This window comes from Saccharopolyspora erythraea NRRL 2338, from assembly GCF_000062885.1.
Classification (GTDB): domain Bacteria; phylum Actinomycetota; class Actinomycetes; order Mycobacteriales; family Pseudonocardiaceae; genus Saccharopolyspora_D; species Saccharopolyspora_D erythraea.
The window spans coordinates 566709-581060 of the sequence record NC_009142.1; the positions used below are offsets into that span (position 1 = coordinate 566709).

General features: G+C 71.7%; 14 protein-coding genes. 8 read left to right on the plus strand and 6 right to left on the minus strand.

Going from position 1 to position 14352, the window contains the following annotated elements:
- Positions 1-217 precede the first annotated feature (217 nt).
- Together SACE_RS02515 and SACE_RS02520 are read left to right on the plus strand one after the other, a co-directional pair.
- Positions 218-787, plus strand: a complete 570-nt coding sequence (locus tag SACE_RS02515; protein ID WP_009950932.1) for a Uma2 family endonuclease — start codon at positions 218-220, stop codon at positions 785-787.
- A 71-nt stretch (positions 788-858) separates the two neighbouring features.
- Complete coding sequence (locus SACE_RS02520) at positions 859-1443, plus strand: Uma2 family endonuclease (RefSeq protein WP_009950931.1); 585 nt, start codon at positions 859-861, stop codon at positions 1441-1443.
- 28 nt (positions 1444-1471) lie between these two features.
- Here SACE_RS02520 and SACE_RS02525 read toward each other — a convergent pair whose 3' ends face one another.
- Positions 1472-2047 carry a peptide deformylase gene (locus SACE_RS02525; RefSeq protein ID WP_009950930.1) on the minus strand — a complete coding sequence of 192 codons (576 nt, stop codon included), beginning with the start codon at positions 2045-2047 and terminating at the stop codon, positions 1472-1474.
- Positions 2048-2364: 317 nt separating this feature from the next.
- Between SACE_RS02525 and SACE_RS38980 the strand changes: the two genes are divergently transcribed.
- The 4 genes from SACE_RS38980 to SACE_RS02545 all read left to right on the plus strand — a co-directional run bounded on the left by SACE_RS38980 (position 2365) and on the right by SACE_RS02545 (position 4197).
- Positions 2365-2673, plus strand: coding sequence for a DUF3263 domain-containing protein (locus SACE_RS38980; RefSeq protein ID WP_241868565.1), 309 nt, complete (start codon positions 2365-2367; stop codon positions 2671-2673).
- Positions 2673-3308, plus strand: a complete 636-nt coding sequence (locus tag SACE_RS02535; RefSeq protein ID WP_009950927.1) for a LytR C-terminal domain-containing protein — start codon at positions 2673-2675, stop codon at positions 3306-3308. Before SACE_RS38980 ends, SACE_RS02535 begins: the two co-directional genes overlap by 1 nt.
- 72 nt (positions 3309-3380) lie before the next feature.
- Positions 3381-3638 carry a hypothetical protein gene (locus tag SACE_RS02540; RefSeq protein WP_009950926.1) on the plus strand — a complete coding sequence of 86 codons (258 nt, stop codon included), beginning with the start codon at positions 3381-3383 and terminating at the stop codon, positions 3636-3638.
- A gap of 70 nt (positions 3639-3708) precedes the next feature.
- On the plus strand, positions 3709-4197 hold the full coding sequence (locus SACE_RS02545) for a hypothetical protein (RefSeq protein ID WP_009950925.1): 489 nt from the start codon (positions 3709-3711) through the stop codon (positions 4195-4197).
- A gap of 139 nt (positions 4198-4336) precedes the next feature.
- Here the strand turns inward: SACE_RS02545 and SACE_RS02550 are convergent, their stop codons facing one another.
- The 5 genes from SACE_RS02550 to moeA all read right to left on the minus strand — a co-directional run bounded on the left by SACE_RS02550 (position 4337) and on the right by moeA (position 12908).
- Positions 4337-6574, minus strand: a complete 2238-nt coding sequence (locus SACE_RS02550) for an AAA family ATPase (RefSeq protein WP_009950923.1) — start codon at positions 6572-6574, stop codon at positions 4337-4339.
- A gap of 150 nt (positions 6575-6724) precedes the next feature.
- Positions 6725-7666: a CDP-alcohol phosphatidyltransferase family protein gene (locus tag SACE_RS02555; protein ID WP_011873082.1), complete on the minus strand. Its 942-nt coding sequence runs from the start codon at positions 7664-7666 to the stop codon at positions 6725-6727.
- Positions 7663-8373 carry a phosphatidylserine decarboxylase gene (locus tag SACE_RS02560; protein ID WP_011873083.1) on the minus strand — a complete coding sequence of 237 codons (711 nt, stop codon included), beginning with the start codon at positions 8371-8373 and terminating at the stop codon, positions 7663-7665. The genes SACE_RS02555 and SACE_RS02560 overlap by 4 nt, the downstream gene beginning before the upstream one ends.
- Before the next feature lie 1254 nt (positions 8374-9627).
- On the minus strand, positions 9628-11607 hold the full coding sequence (locus tag SACE_RS02565; protein ID WP_231849910.1) for a M48 family metallopeptidase: 1980 nt from the start codon (positions 11605-11607) through the stop codon (positions 9628-9630).
- Between the two features lie 56 nt (positions 11608-11663).
- Positions 11664-12908: a molybdopterin molybdotransferase MoeA gene (moeA, locus tag SACE_RS02570; RefSeq protein ID WP_029622190.1), complete on the minus strand. Its 1245-nt coding sequence runs from the start codon at positions 12906-12908 to the stop codon at positions 11664-11666.
- Positions 12909-13068: 160 nt separating this feature from the next.
- Here moeA and SACE_RS02575 point away from each other — a divergent pair, with 160 nt between their 5' ends.
- Both SACE_RS02575 and SACE_RS02580 read left to right on the plus strand, forming a co-directional pair.
- Complete coding sequence (locus SACE_RS02575) at positions 13069-13752, plus strand: TIGR00266 family protein (RefSeq protein WP_009951146.1); 684 nt, start codon at positions 13069-13071, stop codon at positions 13750-13752.
- A 245-nt stretch (positions 13753-13997) separates the two neighbouring features.
- On the plus strand, positions 13998-14201 hold the full coding sequence (locus SACE_RS02580; protein ID WP_009951144.1) for a cold-shock protein: 204 nt from the start codon (positions 13998-14000) through the stop codon (positions 14199-14201).
- Positions 14202-14352 lie beyond the last annotated feature (151 nt).

Here is a 14352-nt window from a genome sequence, read left to right on the forward strand (position 1 = left end):
CGTCCAGCCGCCCTCTCAGCCCGCTGTTGGTGCGAGCTCCCGCGGTGTGTGGTTTTCGGGCCCAGACGTTAGCCGCGAGATCCCGGCCTGCCAACCCCCGCATCACTGCGATGACGGCAGCACTGATTGCCATTACGCTGGTGACCAGGGCAAATGAGTTCTGTCAGAGACGGAGGATACGATGCGTGATCATTCCGACACAGGAGGTGACCGCGCTATGAGCGTTGCTCCGGTTTCTCCGCTGATGGGCTGGGAAGACCTGGTCCACACCTGGCAGGATCTGGATGTCCCGGAGGGATGGCGCGCGGAGATCATCGAGGGAAGGATCGTGATGACCCCGCCGCCGGGCCACTCGCACAACCTGATCGCAAGCAGGCTGACCAAGGCGCTCGTGCCCGCCATGTCCGACGACTGGGAGATCTTCCAGACCTCCGGCGTGCAGATCCCGTTGAGGGGGAATCTTTTCATCCCTGACCTGATGATCATGCGCGGGCAGGATGTCCCAGCGGGCTCGGATCCGATTCCCGCTGACAAGGCGTTGCTGGTCGTCGAGATCACTTCGCGAGGAAACGCCGACGTCGATCGCAAGACGAAGCTCTGGAGCTATGCGCACGCCGCTGTGCCGCTGTACTTGCTGATCGATCGCTACGGCCCCGATGGTGAATGGGTTTCGCTTCATTCGAATCCGGAGAGCGGCGTGTACCAAGATGTTCACCGCGTTCCGTTCGGCAAGCCGATCGATTTGCCCGTGCCGTTCCGCCTGACCCTCGACACCGATCGACTCTGAATTTCCTTCAGCATTCTTGGCGTGGATGACCTGCGACTATGCGTTCCGAGACGAGTTGTAGTCTGCATCACATGGTGTACACCCCAAGTGGTCAGCAGGCGCCGCCGCTGTGGGCGAACTGGGAGTACCTCGTCGGGGCCTGGCAGGGCCTCAACATCCCGGAGGGCTGGCGGCTGGAACTGATCGAGGAGCGGCTGGTCCCGGTTTCCCCGCCCGAGTACCGGCACGGCCAGATCGTCGATGTCCTCCACCGCGACTTCGCGGCGCGAAGTCCGCGCGACGCCGCCGTTTTCCGGACCGTCAGCGTTGTCATCCCGTCCAGGCGCAGCCTTTTCATCCCGGACCTGCTGGTGGCTGCGGAATCGCGGGCCGCGTCGGACGCGGTGTCGGTCGAGGCGGAGAAAACCCTTCTGGTGGCCGAGATATCCGGCAAGGCCGAGTCGGCCGGGGACCGCGAGCTCAAGCTGTGGAGCTACGCCCACGCCGGGGCTCCGCTGTACCTGGTCGTCGATCCGTGGGCGAAGGGCGGGTCGGTGGTGCGGCTGTACTCCGAACCGCACAACGCCGCCTACCTCCGGTGCGCCGAGGTCCGCTTCGGCGAGGTGATCGAGGTGCCGGAGCCGTTCGGGTTCTCCCTCGACACCGCCGAGTTCTGAGCGCCGGACTCCCGGTCCGGCCGCGGCGTCACTCGTCGGCGAAGGGGTCGCCGTGCTCCGACGGGTCCCAGGACATGCCCGGTACACCCCAGCCGTTGCGCTTGACGGTCTTCTTCGCCGCCCTGGCGTGCCTGCCGACCAGCCTGCTCAGGTACAGGAACCCGTCGAGGTGGTCGGTCTCGTGCTGGAGGCAGCGCGCGAAGAAGCCGGTGCCCTCGACCTCGACCGGGTTTCCGTCCACATCGGACCCCGTCACCTTCGCCCAGTCGGCGCGTCCGGTGGGGAACGACTCGCCCGGCACCGAGAGGCACCCTTCCCAGTCCTCCTCCGGATCGGGCATGCTCTCCGGGACCTCGGTGGTCTCCAGGACGGGGTTCACCACGACGCCCCGGTGCTGGACGCCTTCGTCGTCGGGGCAGTCGTAGACGAACAACCGCAGGTCGACGCCGATCTGGTTGGCCGCGAGCCCGACACCGCTGGCGGCGGCCATGGTCTCGAACATGTCGTCGACGAGCGTGCGCAGCTCGTCGTCGAAGTTCTCCACCAGGCGGGTCGGGTTGTGCAGCACCGGGTCGCCGACGATGCGGATGGGGTGGACAGCCATGCAGCGCAGGGTATCGGCCCGACGCCGGGGCTACGCGCGGGTGTTACCTGACCACGTCGAGGGGCGGGGCATGGTGTAATGAACCGTGGAATCACACGCGTGTGATTCGGCGCGACAACGGGAAAACGCCGGACCCGAATCGCTAGGCGAGGAGCCAGATGGACGCCGCCCAGATGCTGACTGTGCAGGAGATCGCCCGTCAGTGCGAGCAACTGGCACGAACCGTACAGCAACGCGAACAGCTTTCGGAAGCGTCCGGTCGGCATCTGCGGCTCGCCGAGCCGCTCACCGAGCCGATCGCGCGGATCACCGACGCGCTGCCGGAGCAGGCGGCCCCGGAGCACGACCGCGTGGACCCGCTGCCCTCCGACGGCGAACTCGGCGAGCGGGAGTGGAGCATCCTGGCCTTCGAGCGGCAGTGGTGGAAGTCGGCGGGCCGCAAGGACCAGGCGATCCGCGAGCTGTTCGACATGTCCTCGTCGCGCTACTACCAGTTGCTCAACGCCTTGCTGGACAACCCCGCGGCGTTCCGGGCCGATCCGATGTTGATCAAGAGGCTGCGTAAGGTGCGGACCAGCCGGCAGCGGGGCCGGTCCGCTCGCGATCTGGGAATCGAGTTGCACTGATGACTACAGGGGAACCGTCCTCCGGGCCCTCCAGGACCAAGCTCGCCGGCTTCGGGCTGATCGGCGTCGGGGTGGTGGCGGCCGTGGTCGGCGTGAGCACCGCGGTCTCCGGCGACCCGCGCGACACCGCGCAGCAGACGCCGCCCGCCGATCCGCCGGTCGCCTCGTCGGTGCAGAACCCGCCGCCGGTGCCGCCGCAGGAGCCGCCGGCCCCCAGCACCCCGGCGCCGCCTCCGGCACCGAGCACGCAGCCGCAGTCGCCGCCGCCGCTCCCGCCGGCGCAGGAGACCCAGCCGCCCAAGCCGTCTCCCGAGGTGCCGGGCGATGTCGCGCAGGTGCGGATCGTCGTCCGCGTCTACAACAACAGCACCATCGCCGGGCTCGCGCACCGCGCGTCGGAGGACTTCCGCCGCGCCGGCTACGACGTGCCGGAGGTCGGCAACTACTCCGCGGGCCGCATCTACACGACCACGGTCTACTTCCGGCCCGGCACCGAGGAGGAGCAGCAGGCCAAGGTGGTCGCGTCGCAGTTCGGCGCGCGGATGGAACCGCGGTTCCCCGGCATCGAGACGGCGAGCCCAGGCGTGATCGCGATCGTCACCAACGACTACAAGGGACCCGCGCAGGGGAAGTGACCCGCGCGGCATCCCGGGTTGATCCCGCCCGGGACCGCCGAGAACGCGGTTCGGGTTGGTATGCGATGTCCCATGGCTGCGCAGCGGTGGGTGCGGGAAGTACTGCTCGGCGAGCATTCCTTCGTCTTCCTCGTCGAGCTGGCCGACGCGGGCGAGGCCGACCGATTCCGCGATGCGTGCGCGGCCAACCAGTGGACCACCCGCGTCGTGGAGGACGCTGAACGGCGGCTGCCGCTGGCGCCTGCCGACCAGGCCGAGGTCTACCGCAAGTTACAGCTCGCCACCCGGGTCTGGGGCCGCTCATTCGCTCCGCACCAACGCCCGAGGTGATGGGCCGCGAGTTCACATCGGACGGACTGCTGACCATCGTCCTGATGCTGGCGGTGTTGTTGCCGTTCCGGTGTTGGCCGCCGTCCCGTCGGTGGCGGGCCGGATCGCCGGCGCGGTAGCCGAGCGGGCCGAGGACCGGCTCGCCCGCTCGTTGTGGCGCTCGCACCTGGTGCTGGAAGGTGCGGGCTTCGCGGCGCTCTACGTCGGTCGTGGCGGGCAGGTCGGTGTTCGTCGGGGCACGTGGCTGGTGGAGAGGCTGTCCGGCTTCTGGGGGGTGTCCCTGCTAGCGCTGGTGCCGCTGTGCGGCCTCTTCGGCAGGATCGCGGTCCGCTCCATCGGCCGGGAGCGGCTGCGCCGTGCGCTCGGTTGGGGCGTGCCGCTGCTGCTGACCGCGATCCTGCCGGTGTTCGGTGACTGGCTACTGGACACCTACCTGTCGCCGTTCGCACTGGACTCGACCGACGTCAAGGCCGGGCTGACCGACTCGGTGCACCGGGTTGACACGCCGACGGCCGCTATGCGCTGTGGGACCCGGTGGCCGAGCGGTCGAGCCGCGTGAACTCCGGAGCGGTGTCACTGCGGGGAGCCCGGCGCCGACGGCAACTGCGGCTGACGGCGCCGGGAACGCGTCTTCGTGCGTTCTTGCCGTCAGCGCTGAGAGGTGGTGCGACCGTGGGCTTCCGTGTCCGGTCGCCGGTTCAGCGCCTGGAGTCGGCGTAGGTCTCCAGGGAGGCGAGCTGCGCGGGGTCGAGCGACGGCCGAACCGCGGTGCGAGCGACGTCCAGGTGTGCGGCGGAGACCTCCGCGGCGGCGAGGGACTCCCGCATCGCGGTGAGGGCCGCCTCCCGGACCAGTGCCGCGCAGTCCGCCGCCGAGTAGCCCTCCAGCGACCCCGCCAGCGCGCCGAGGTCCACATCGGACGACAGCGGAGTGTTCTTCGCCGCCGAGCGCAGGATCGCCTCGCGCGCGTCGGCGTCCGGCGGCGGCACGTACACCAGCCGCTCCAGCCTTCCGGGCCGCAGCAGCGCCGGGTCGACCAGCTCGGGGCGGTTCGTCGCGCCCAGGACCACGACGTCGCGCATCGGCTCGACGCCGTCGAGCTCGGTGAGCAGCGCCGCCACCACGCGGTCGCCGACGCCGGAGTCCGACGACTGCCCGCGACGCGGGGCCAGCGCGTCCACCTCGTCGAGGAAGACCAGCGCGGGAGCGGCGTTCGCGGCGCGCAGGAACAGCTCCCGCACCGCCCGCTCGGACTCGCCGACGAACTTGTCCATCAGCTCCGCGCCCTTGACCGACAGCACGTTGAGCCGGCCGCTGCCCGCCAGGGCACGCACGAGGAACGTCTTCCCACAGCCCGGCGGGCCGTAGAGCAGCACACCGCGCGGCGGCTGGACCCCCAGCCGGGTGAAGGAGTCCGGGTACTGCAACGGCCACAGCACCGCCTCGGTCAACGACTGCTTGACCTCGGCCATGTCGCCCACCTCGTCCAGCGTCAGGCCGCCGGTCTGGAGGTCGTCCGAAGTGGACATCGAGATCGGGCGGACCGACGACAGCGCGTCGAGCAGGTCCTGCTGGCGGATGCGGGCGTCCTCGGCTCCCGGCTCGCCCCGGTGGCGCAGCGCCGCCACCACCGCCGACTCCCGGCACAGCGCGACCAGGTCCGCGGCGACGAAGCCGGGCGCCCGCTCGGCGACCTCGGCGAGCCGCACGTCGGCCTCCAGCGGCGCGTTGCGCAGCAGCACCCGCAGCAGGTCGGTCCGCGTGGCCGCGTCGGGCAGGCCGATGGTCAGCTCGCGGTCGACCAGTCCCGGTTCGCGCAGGCGCGGGTCCACCGACTGCGGGTGCGCGCTGGTGACCACGACGGCGAGGCGTTCGGTGGCGATCGCGCCCTTCAGCGCGTCGAGCACGACCGTGGCCAGCGGGGGTGGGTCGGACGCGGGCAGCAGATCCTCGACGTCGGTGATGAGCAGCACGCACCCGCCGTCTCCGGCCGCCGCGGTGCTCGCCCGGCCCAGCGCGTCCTGGAACCGCTGAGCGGCGGTGCGGGCCTCGAGCGCGGCGATGCTGGGCGCGCCGACCTCGACCGTCCGGGCACCGACCGACGCCGCGACCGCGCGGGCCATCGTCGCCTTGCCGACTCCGGAGGGGCCGCTGACCAGCACGCCGAGGTGCGGGGTGGCGCCGAGGCGGCGCAGCAGCTCGGGCTGTTCGAACGACAGCCGCAGCCATTCGTCGAGGCGGTTGGCGCTGTCCTTGGCGCCGGCCAGGTCGGACACCGCGACAGCGCTCTCGGCCGGCGCGGCTGGGGCTTCCGGCGCGGGCTGTACGGCGGCCGGCTGCGGCGCGACGCCGTCGTCCGTCGCGGCCGGGGCGAAGGCGTCCGCCCGCCATTCGACCACTGTGGACGGTTTCACCGCGACGACGCCGTCAGGGTCGGTGGCGGTGATGGTGATCAGCTCGTTGGTCCAGGTCATGCCGATCGCCGCGGAGAGCTTGCGCCGCACCTCGCCCGCGTCGGAGCCGGGCGCGGGTGCCACGTCCTGCGGCAGCAGTGACACGGTGTCGCCGGTGCGGAAGACCTTGCCGGTCAGAGCCATGCGCACGGTGTCGGCCGAGACCGTGGCGGTCGCCATCCGCGAGCCCGCGATGCGGAGGCGGTGCGCGGTGCGGACCTCGGCGGGCGAGACCCCGACCTCGGCGCCCTCGGAGAGGCCGAGGTTGGTCAGCGCGACGTCGTCGAGCAGCACCACGCCGGTCGGCCCGCCGGGCGGAGCCGCCGCGGCGAGCGCGACGGTGACCCGGCTGCCGGTCAGCTCCACCGCGCTCCACGGGCGCAGACCCAGCGCGTCGAGCACTTCGGGGTGGAGGCGGACGACCCCGCGCCGGGTGTCCAGGGCCGACGGCGACAGGCGTGCGGTGAGCGTGAGCGAGGGCACGGCCGCAGCTTAATCGCCGCTGCCGCCCACCTCAGCCAGGCGGCGGACTGGTGTCGAGGCTGGTCGCGTCCGGTGCGTGACTTGAACGGCAGGGCACCAGGTCTCGCCGGATCCTGCCCAGCGCGTGCTGGGGCCAGTCCTCGGTCGGCTTCAGCGCGGTGCGGAGTCGTCGCGGTTGCGGCGCAGGCCGAGGCGCCGCCAGCTGCGCCGCGGGCCCTCCGGGCGTCCGCCGCGGCGGGGCAGCCGCATCCGCGGCGGTGCGCCCGCCACGCTGCGGCGCAGCGGCGGCCGCAGGCCGAGCCGCCGCTGCGTGCGGCGCCGGATCGCGCGCCGCTCGCGCGGCGCGGCCTCCCACGCCTCCGGGTGCGAGGCCAGCCAGCGGTATCGGTAGAGCGCGTACGGGATGTGCAGCAGGTACACCACCATCGCGATGGCCAGGGAGATCAGCGGGAAGGTGATGATCCCGGAGGCCAGCAGCGCGACGGCCACCAGCAGCGGGGCGACGGCCTTCGGCGGCACCCGGACAGTCTTGAGCGACAGCGTCGGCAGCCGGCTCACCGCCAGCGCGGCCACGGCGATCACCCACACCATCACCACCGGCTGCTGCGACCACCAGCCGAGGTGCTCGAAGTGCGCGGTCAGCGTCAGCGGCAGCAGCGCGAGCAGACCGGCCGCCGGGGCGGGCACGCCGACGAAGAACTCCTTGGCGAACGGCGGCTGCGCGGTGTCCTCCAGCAGCGTGTTGAAGCGCGCGAGGCGCAGCACCATGCACACCGCGAAGATCAGCGCGACGACCCAGCCCGCCCGGTTGTCCTGCAACTGCCACACGTACAGCGTCAGGGCGGGAGCGACGCCGAAGGACATCGCGTCCGACAGCGAGTCCAGCTCGGCCCCCATCTTGGTGGTGGCGTCGAGCAGGCGCGCTATCCGGCCGTCCAGAGCATCGAGCACGGCGGCCACCCCGATCGCGGCGATGGCCCCGGTCGGCTGCTGGTTCAGCGCGAACATCACGGCGGACAGCCCGGCGCACATCGCCAGCACGGTGATGGCGTTGGGCAGCAGCCGGACGCCTGGGGTGTCGCGCATGCTCATGCGCGGGCCAGTTCGGCTATGACGGTCTCGCCGCCGATGGTGCGCTGGCCCGGCTCGACCAGGACGCGGCTGTCCGCGGGGACGTAGAGGTCGACGCGGGATCCGAAGCGGATCAGCCCGTAGGTGTGGCCGGCGAGGACCTGGTCGCCCTCGGACGCGGAGCAGACGATCCGGCGCGCGACGAGTCCGGCGATCTGCACGACGGCGACCTCGGTGCCGTCGGCGCCGCGGATGAGCATCGAGTTGCGCTCGTTGTCCTCGCTGGCCTTGTCCAGGTCCGCCGACAGGAACTTGCCCGCGCGGTAGGAGACCTTGGTGACCTCGCCGGAGAGCGGCACCCGCTGGACATGCACGTCGAAGATGGTGAGGAACACGCTGACGCGCGTCATCGGGGCCGCACCCAGGCCCAGCTCGGCGGGCGGGACGGCCTTCTCGACGTGCGCGACCGTGCCGTCGGCGGGGGCGACCGCGATGCCGTCGCGCGTCGGGGCGGTCCGGCGGGGCTCGCGGAAGAACCACGCGCACCAGGCGGTGAGGATGCCGCCCAGCACCCCGGCGCCGCGCCAGCGGCGGCGCAGCAGCAGGGTCGCGACGGCGGCGCCGAGCACGAAGGGCCGTCCGGCGGGGTGCATCGGCGGGACCGTGTCGCGGGCGAGCGCGACCAAGTGCGTCAGCGGGCTTGTCTTCGGTTCTTGCTCGGTGCTCATCGAGGTACTACGCCCCTGCGTCGGAGGTCATGGTGCGACGGGCACGCCTGCCCACCGCCGACGGCGCACGGGCCGCCGTGTCGTCGATACAGCATCGCGGACGCGCCAAGCCTACCCGCTACAGGGGGCGAGGTTGATCGAACACAACCGCCTGACCAGCGGATATGGGCAACCTCACCAGTCGGCGTGACGAGCGCGGCGCACGCCATGCCAGTGGCGGGGACCACCGACCGACACGCACCGGTCTCGGATTTGGGGCGTTGGACACGGCGGGGAGTCCGGCATCGGACACGCCGGGTGTTGGGCGTCGGACACGCGGGGTCGTTGGGCATGGGCCACGACGGCGTCGGACACGAGGCAGGCGGGTGTGTCGGGAAGCATGACGGGTGTCGGACACACTTAGCGTCGGGAACGTGGCACGCCGGGCGTTGGACACGCCGAGGCGCCAGGGGCCCGACACGCGCCGGTGTGTAAGGCGCGGCGTGGGTTCGCCGCACATGGTGTCGGGTGCGGGGTTGCTCTCGACGGATTCGATAGCTGCTTTGCCGGACGCAAGGCAGGGGCACGCCGGGCCGTCGGAACTGTCCGATACGCGTCGGTGTGTCGTGTGCTCGACAGGTGCCGATGTGTCGGTTGGTGCGGGGAGTGAGGCCCGCGGGTGGCTTCCAGGAGACAAGTGCCCCGGCCTCACACTGCCGCGTTGTCATGTTTTGCACCGGGCCGCAGCGCTACCGGCCCGCAGCGCTGCCGGGCCGCTACCGCGCTGCCGGGCCTGCTGAGCCGCTACCGCTGTCGGGTCGCTACCAGCTGCCAACGCTGCGAGCTGCTTGCCGCTGCCGAGCCGTTTCGAGCCGCTTGCTGATGTCCAGCGGCTCCCGCTCCGCCGCTTCCCAGTGTCCACACCACGCGCCGTGACGGGCCCTGAAAGCCGGATCGGGACGGGACCGACGCCCCCGAAGCGCCGGTGCCGTCCCGATACCGCGACCGCAAAGCGCCTCCCCGTTGGCGCCAAACGGCCTCCCCCGATGCGGGTCCGTGCACCCCCCGACGGCACACGGTCCCGGTCTCCGTCCCGCACGTTCACCTCGGGCTACCGGCCCGGTCGGCTCGTGCGGACGTCTTTGAGATGTAGTGGATCGACGGGTTGTTACGCGGTTTTCAGTGTAATTGAGTTCACAGAAAGTCCGTAGCCGCTATTGGAGGACATTGGAGCGCGTTTCAGTGACCCGCAGTCATCGATTGACCTGATCGTTCTCACTCCTCCGTGAGATCGCGTTGGTCGTCGATGTCCATCCTCGCGCCCATCAGCTCTCCCAGGCCGCTGTAGGGGTCGCCGTGCTCCATGGAATCAGGGGTGCTGCGCAGCTCGGCCGACGCCGCGCCGTCGGCATCCGGAGCAACCGACCCCTCGTCGAGTGATGACACCGCGTATTCGTCGAGGTATAGATCCAGGACGAGGGTCCAGCCCCGGCGTTCCTGGAGCAGCCGGGCCGACGCGACGTCGCGGCTGTCGACCCACTGCGCGTCCCGTCGCTCGCGCAGCTCCGCCACCGGCGTCGCCGCCAGCTCCGCGAGCTGCTTCCGCTCCGCCCGGCCCGCGCGGGCGACCGCGCCCGCCAGCAGCCGCTGCGCGGTGCTGGCCGTGGTGGGCAGGAGCACCAGCCCGCGGTCGGTGACGACCATGTCGTAGCGCGACCCGGCCAGCTCGACAGGGCTGACGAGGCCCGCGACCGACGCCTCGGGTTCCTCGGCCGGGGGCCTGGAGTGGTTCAGCGGGACCCCGAGGTCGACCAGCGCGCGGTGCAGCCCCGGCACCAGCCGGGGATCGGCCACGGCCGGGCGGACCAGCCGGTCCGGGTCGAGCGGGCGCCCGTTGGTCAGCCGGACCACCGACGGCCCGGCCCAGTCCAGCTCGTGGTGCGCCCGCCCCGCCGACACCAGCGCGTCGACCACCGCGCCGCCGAGCAGCTCGGTGAGCGTGTCGACCGCCGCCTCGGCTATGCGGTCGGGGGCGAGACCGGGGTTGAGCACCGGGTTCACCAGGTCCGGCCCCTCGCCGCGGTGCACCGCCTGCAGGACGCCGCCGATGGCCGGGTCGGTCGTGATCCCGCTCTGCGCGACCGCCGAGCTGAGCAGCGACGCCTGGTGCGCGACGTGCTCGGCGCCTGCCAGCCGCGCCAGCTCCGGCCACGGCATGCGCGGGCCGAGCCCGTCGACCAGGAGCCGGTCCTCCAGCACGGGCACGCTCTTGCGGGGGTTGCGCAGCAGCGCGAACGCCGGGCGGTCGTCGAGCTCCTTGTCGGCGCCACTCATCCGCTTCATCGCGGCGATGCGCTCGCGGGTGGTCGGGTGCCCGCTGTCCCCGGCGGACTCGGCGGCGATCGCCTGCTTGGCGCGTTCGGCGAGCTTGGGCTTGCGGACGCTGTTCTCCATGAACGCCCGGAAGCCCAGCAGCACGTCGGGCGTGCGCTCCACGCTCACCGCCATGCTGAGGTAGCTCTCGGCGTACTCGCGCCAGCCGAACTCGATGGCGGTGGCCTTGCGCAGGGCGGTCACCGCCGCGCGCTTGCCGGTGACCCGCACCGCGACCGCGTCGGCCGCCAGCTCCAGGTCCGGGCTGGTGCTGCCCGCGGCGGCGCTGTAGAGGCGGGCGTAGCCGCCGAAGAGCCACTTCGTCGGTCCGCCGGTCAGGTCGGAGGCGGCCCGCTCCACGCTCGTCGACGCCCGGTAGGCCATCGCGGTCAGCCTGCCGCGCGCCGCGAGGTGGCCGATCTCGTGGGCCAGCACCGCGCGCAGCTCGCTGGCCGTCAGCCCGGCCAGCAGCGGCAGCCCGACCTCCAGGTAGCGGGCGCGGGTGCGCAGGCCCAGCAGCGCGGTGTCCTCCCGGACGAAGGCGTTGGGTTCGGAGGTGACGCGGATCTCGTCGGGTGCCGCGGTGTGGGCGGCCGAGCAGATCGCGTCGACCGCCTTCCACAGCTGGGGGTGTTCGGACCGGCTCAGCGCGACGCCGCGCGGGCGGTTGCGGGAACGCAGCACGGCGCGCATGCCGACGCCCAGCACGGCGCCGACGACCAGTGCGACCAGCGCGACGCGCAGGCCGCTGCCCCGGTCGTATCCGAACGTGAACACCGCGATCGCGAGCAGGCCGGCGACGAGCCCGATCGGAAGGGCGAAAAAGCCGATGTGCAGCGCCAACGCGAATGCGGCGCGCCAGGGGCCACGCAATGTGCTCAAACTCCCGGTCGAGGTCGGACGGGTGGGGTGCAGTCTTCGTGGAAAACTGTCGGGCGTCAATCCACCAGCAGCACGTCCACTGTGGAGCCCTCGGGTAGCGTGGTCGTCTCCTCCGGGATCTCCAGCAGGCAGTTGGCCGCCGCCATCGCCGTCAGCAGGTGCGAACCCGTGCCGCCCTGCGTCCGGACCTCACCGGTCGCCGGGTCGAACACCGCCCTCCGGTACTGGCGCTTGCCCGCCGGCGCGACCAGCTCCTCGGTCAGCGTCGCCTGGCGGACCTCGCGCCGGGTGCGGGAGTGCCCGGCGGCGGCGCGCAGCACCGGACGCACGAACACCTCGAAGGACACCATCGCGCTGACCGGGTTGCCCGGCAGCGCCACCACCGCCGGGCCGCCGCGGTAGCGGCCGCAGCCCTGCGGCATGCCCGGCTGCATCGCGACCTTGGTGAACTCCACGCCGTTGCCGCTGAGGGCGTCCTTGACCACCTCGTACGCACCCGCGCTGACGCCGCCGGAGGTGATGATCAGGTCGGTGGAGTCCAGGTGCGGCGACAGCACGGCGTGGAAGGCGTGCACGTCGTCCGGGACGAAGCGCAGCAGCCGCGCGTCCGCATCCGCGGCGCGCACCGCCGAGGCGAGCATGAGGCCGTTGGACTCGTAGATCTGCCCCGGCTCCAGCGGCGTGCCGGGCGCCACCAGCTCCGAGCCGGTCGACAGGATCAGCACCCGCACCGGCCGGTGCACCGGCAGCCGCTCGGCCCCGACGGCCGCGGCCACCCCGAGCTGCGGGGGCGTGAGCGAGGTACCCGCGCTGAGCACTGTCGCGCCGGACGCGACGTCCTCGCCCGCGCGGCGGATGTGCGCACCGGGCTGCACCTGCGCGTACGCGCGGACCTCGGTGACACCGCCGTCGGTGCGCTCGACCGGGATGACGGCGTCGGCTCCGGGCGGCACCTGGGCGCCGGTCATGATCCGGTGCGCGGTGCCGGGCTGCAGCGGCGGGTTCTGCACCCGGCCCGCGGGAACGTCCTCCGGAACCGGCAGCACGACCGGGTTCTGCTCGTCGGCGCCCGCCAGGTCGACCGAACGGACCGCGTAGCCGTCCATCGCGGAGTTGTCGAAGGGCGGCAGCGGGATGGACGCGGTGAGGTCGGTGGCCAGGGCCAGCCCGAGGCAGTCCTCCAGCGCACGCGGCTCGACCGGGGTCGGTGCGAGCAGCTCCGCGATGCGCTGCTGGTACTCGGGCACCGGCGTGAGCCGCTTGGTTCCAGTTCCGTTCGACACGCCCCGATGATCGGTCATCGACCCCACCGCTGTCGCCACCGGCGTGCGTAATCCCATCGTCCGCGCCGCGTGGCAGACTGCGGACCACCGGATCACCCGACGTCCGGGGGTCCGATGGTGGCGGGGATCCGCCGCGGCCGGGTGGGGGTCCGGCAACGGTTTTCGAAGGAGGATCGGCGTGCAGGTACGTACCCGGCACACCCCGTCGTTCGGGGTCGCGCGGCTGCTGCTGGCGCCGGGGGAGCCGGTGCAGGTCGAGTCCGGGGCGATGCTCGCGACCAGCTACGGCGTGACGGTCGAGTCCCGCGCCCAGGGCGGCTTCCTGAAGTCGCTGGCGCGCGCCGCGCTCGGCGGCGAGTCGCTGTACGTGTCGACCTACACCGCGCCGCAGCAGGGCGGCTGGGTGGACGTGGCGCCGAACCTGCCCGGCGACCTCAACGTGATCGAGCTGGACGGGCGCACCGGCTGGTGCGTCACCCGGGGGTGCTGGCTGGCCTCGGCCAGCACCGCGCAGATGGAGACGCAGTGGGGCGGGTTCCAGAACCTCTTCGGCGGCGAGGGCGGGTTCATGACCCACGTCGCCGGGCACGGCCCGGTGGTCGTCTCCTGCTACGGCGCGCTGGACGTGATGACGCTGCAGCCGGGCGAGTTCGTCACCGTCGACACCGGCCACGTGGTGGCATATGCCGACGCGGTCCAGACCAGGCTGCGCCAGATCAATCAGGGAATCGCGCAGTCGCTCAAGAGCGGTGAGGGGCTCGTGTTCGATTTCGCCGGACCCGGGCAGGTGCTCACGCAGACGCGGAATCCGCGCGGACTGGTGAGCTGGCTCCAGGCGAACGGATTGGGCTCGCGTTCCTGAATCCGCTGAGCGGTGAATGCAGTTGGTACCAGCAGGGGATTGGACTTCGCGGCGAGTCGTGGTCGGCGGCCCGAATCAGCCGGATCGATAACTGTCAGTGGCCATCGAAAACACCCGTTCGGCCCAGTGTTTCGCGGAAAAGTTGCATTGCCGAACCCGCGACGGGATCAGTTTTCTCGGGTAGCGTTGCCCTCGCTCCATCGGCGCGAATGCGCCGTGCATCACATTTCCATGAGGAGGACGCCGTGGCGGTCGGCACGGTCAAATGGTTCAACTCGGAGAAGGGCTACGGGTTCATCGCCACTGACGGTGGATCCGATGTGTTCGTCCATTACTCCGCGATCAACATGTCCGGGTTCCGCACCCTAGCCGAGGGCGACCGGGTGGAATTCGAGGTGAAGGCGGGACGAGACGGTCGCAGCCAGGCTGACGGCGTTCGCAAGCTCTGACCCGGTGCCCGTGGGCCGGTTCGCGGCTCGCCTGCCGGGTCACGGGCACGTCCACCAACGGTGAGTGCGCCGCGCGGATCGCGCGGCAGCGGCGGTAGCGGGCCGCCGCGGTGGCGCATCCGCCCTTGTTGAACCGATCGAACGTTGACCG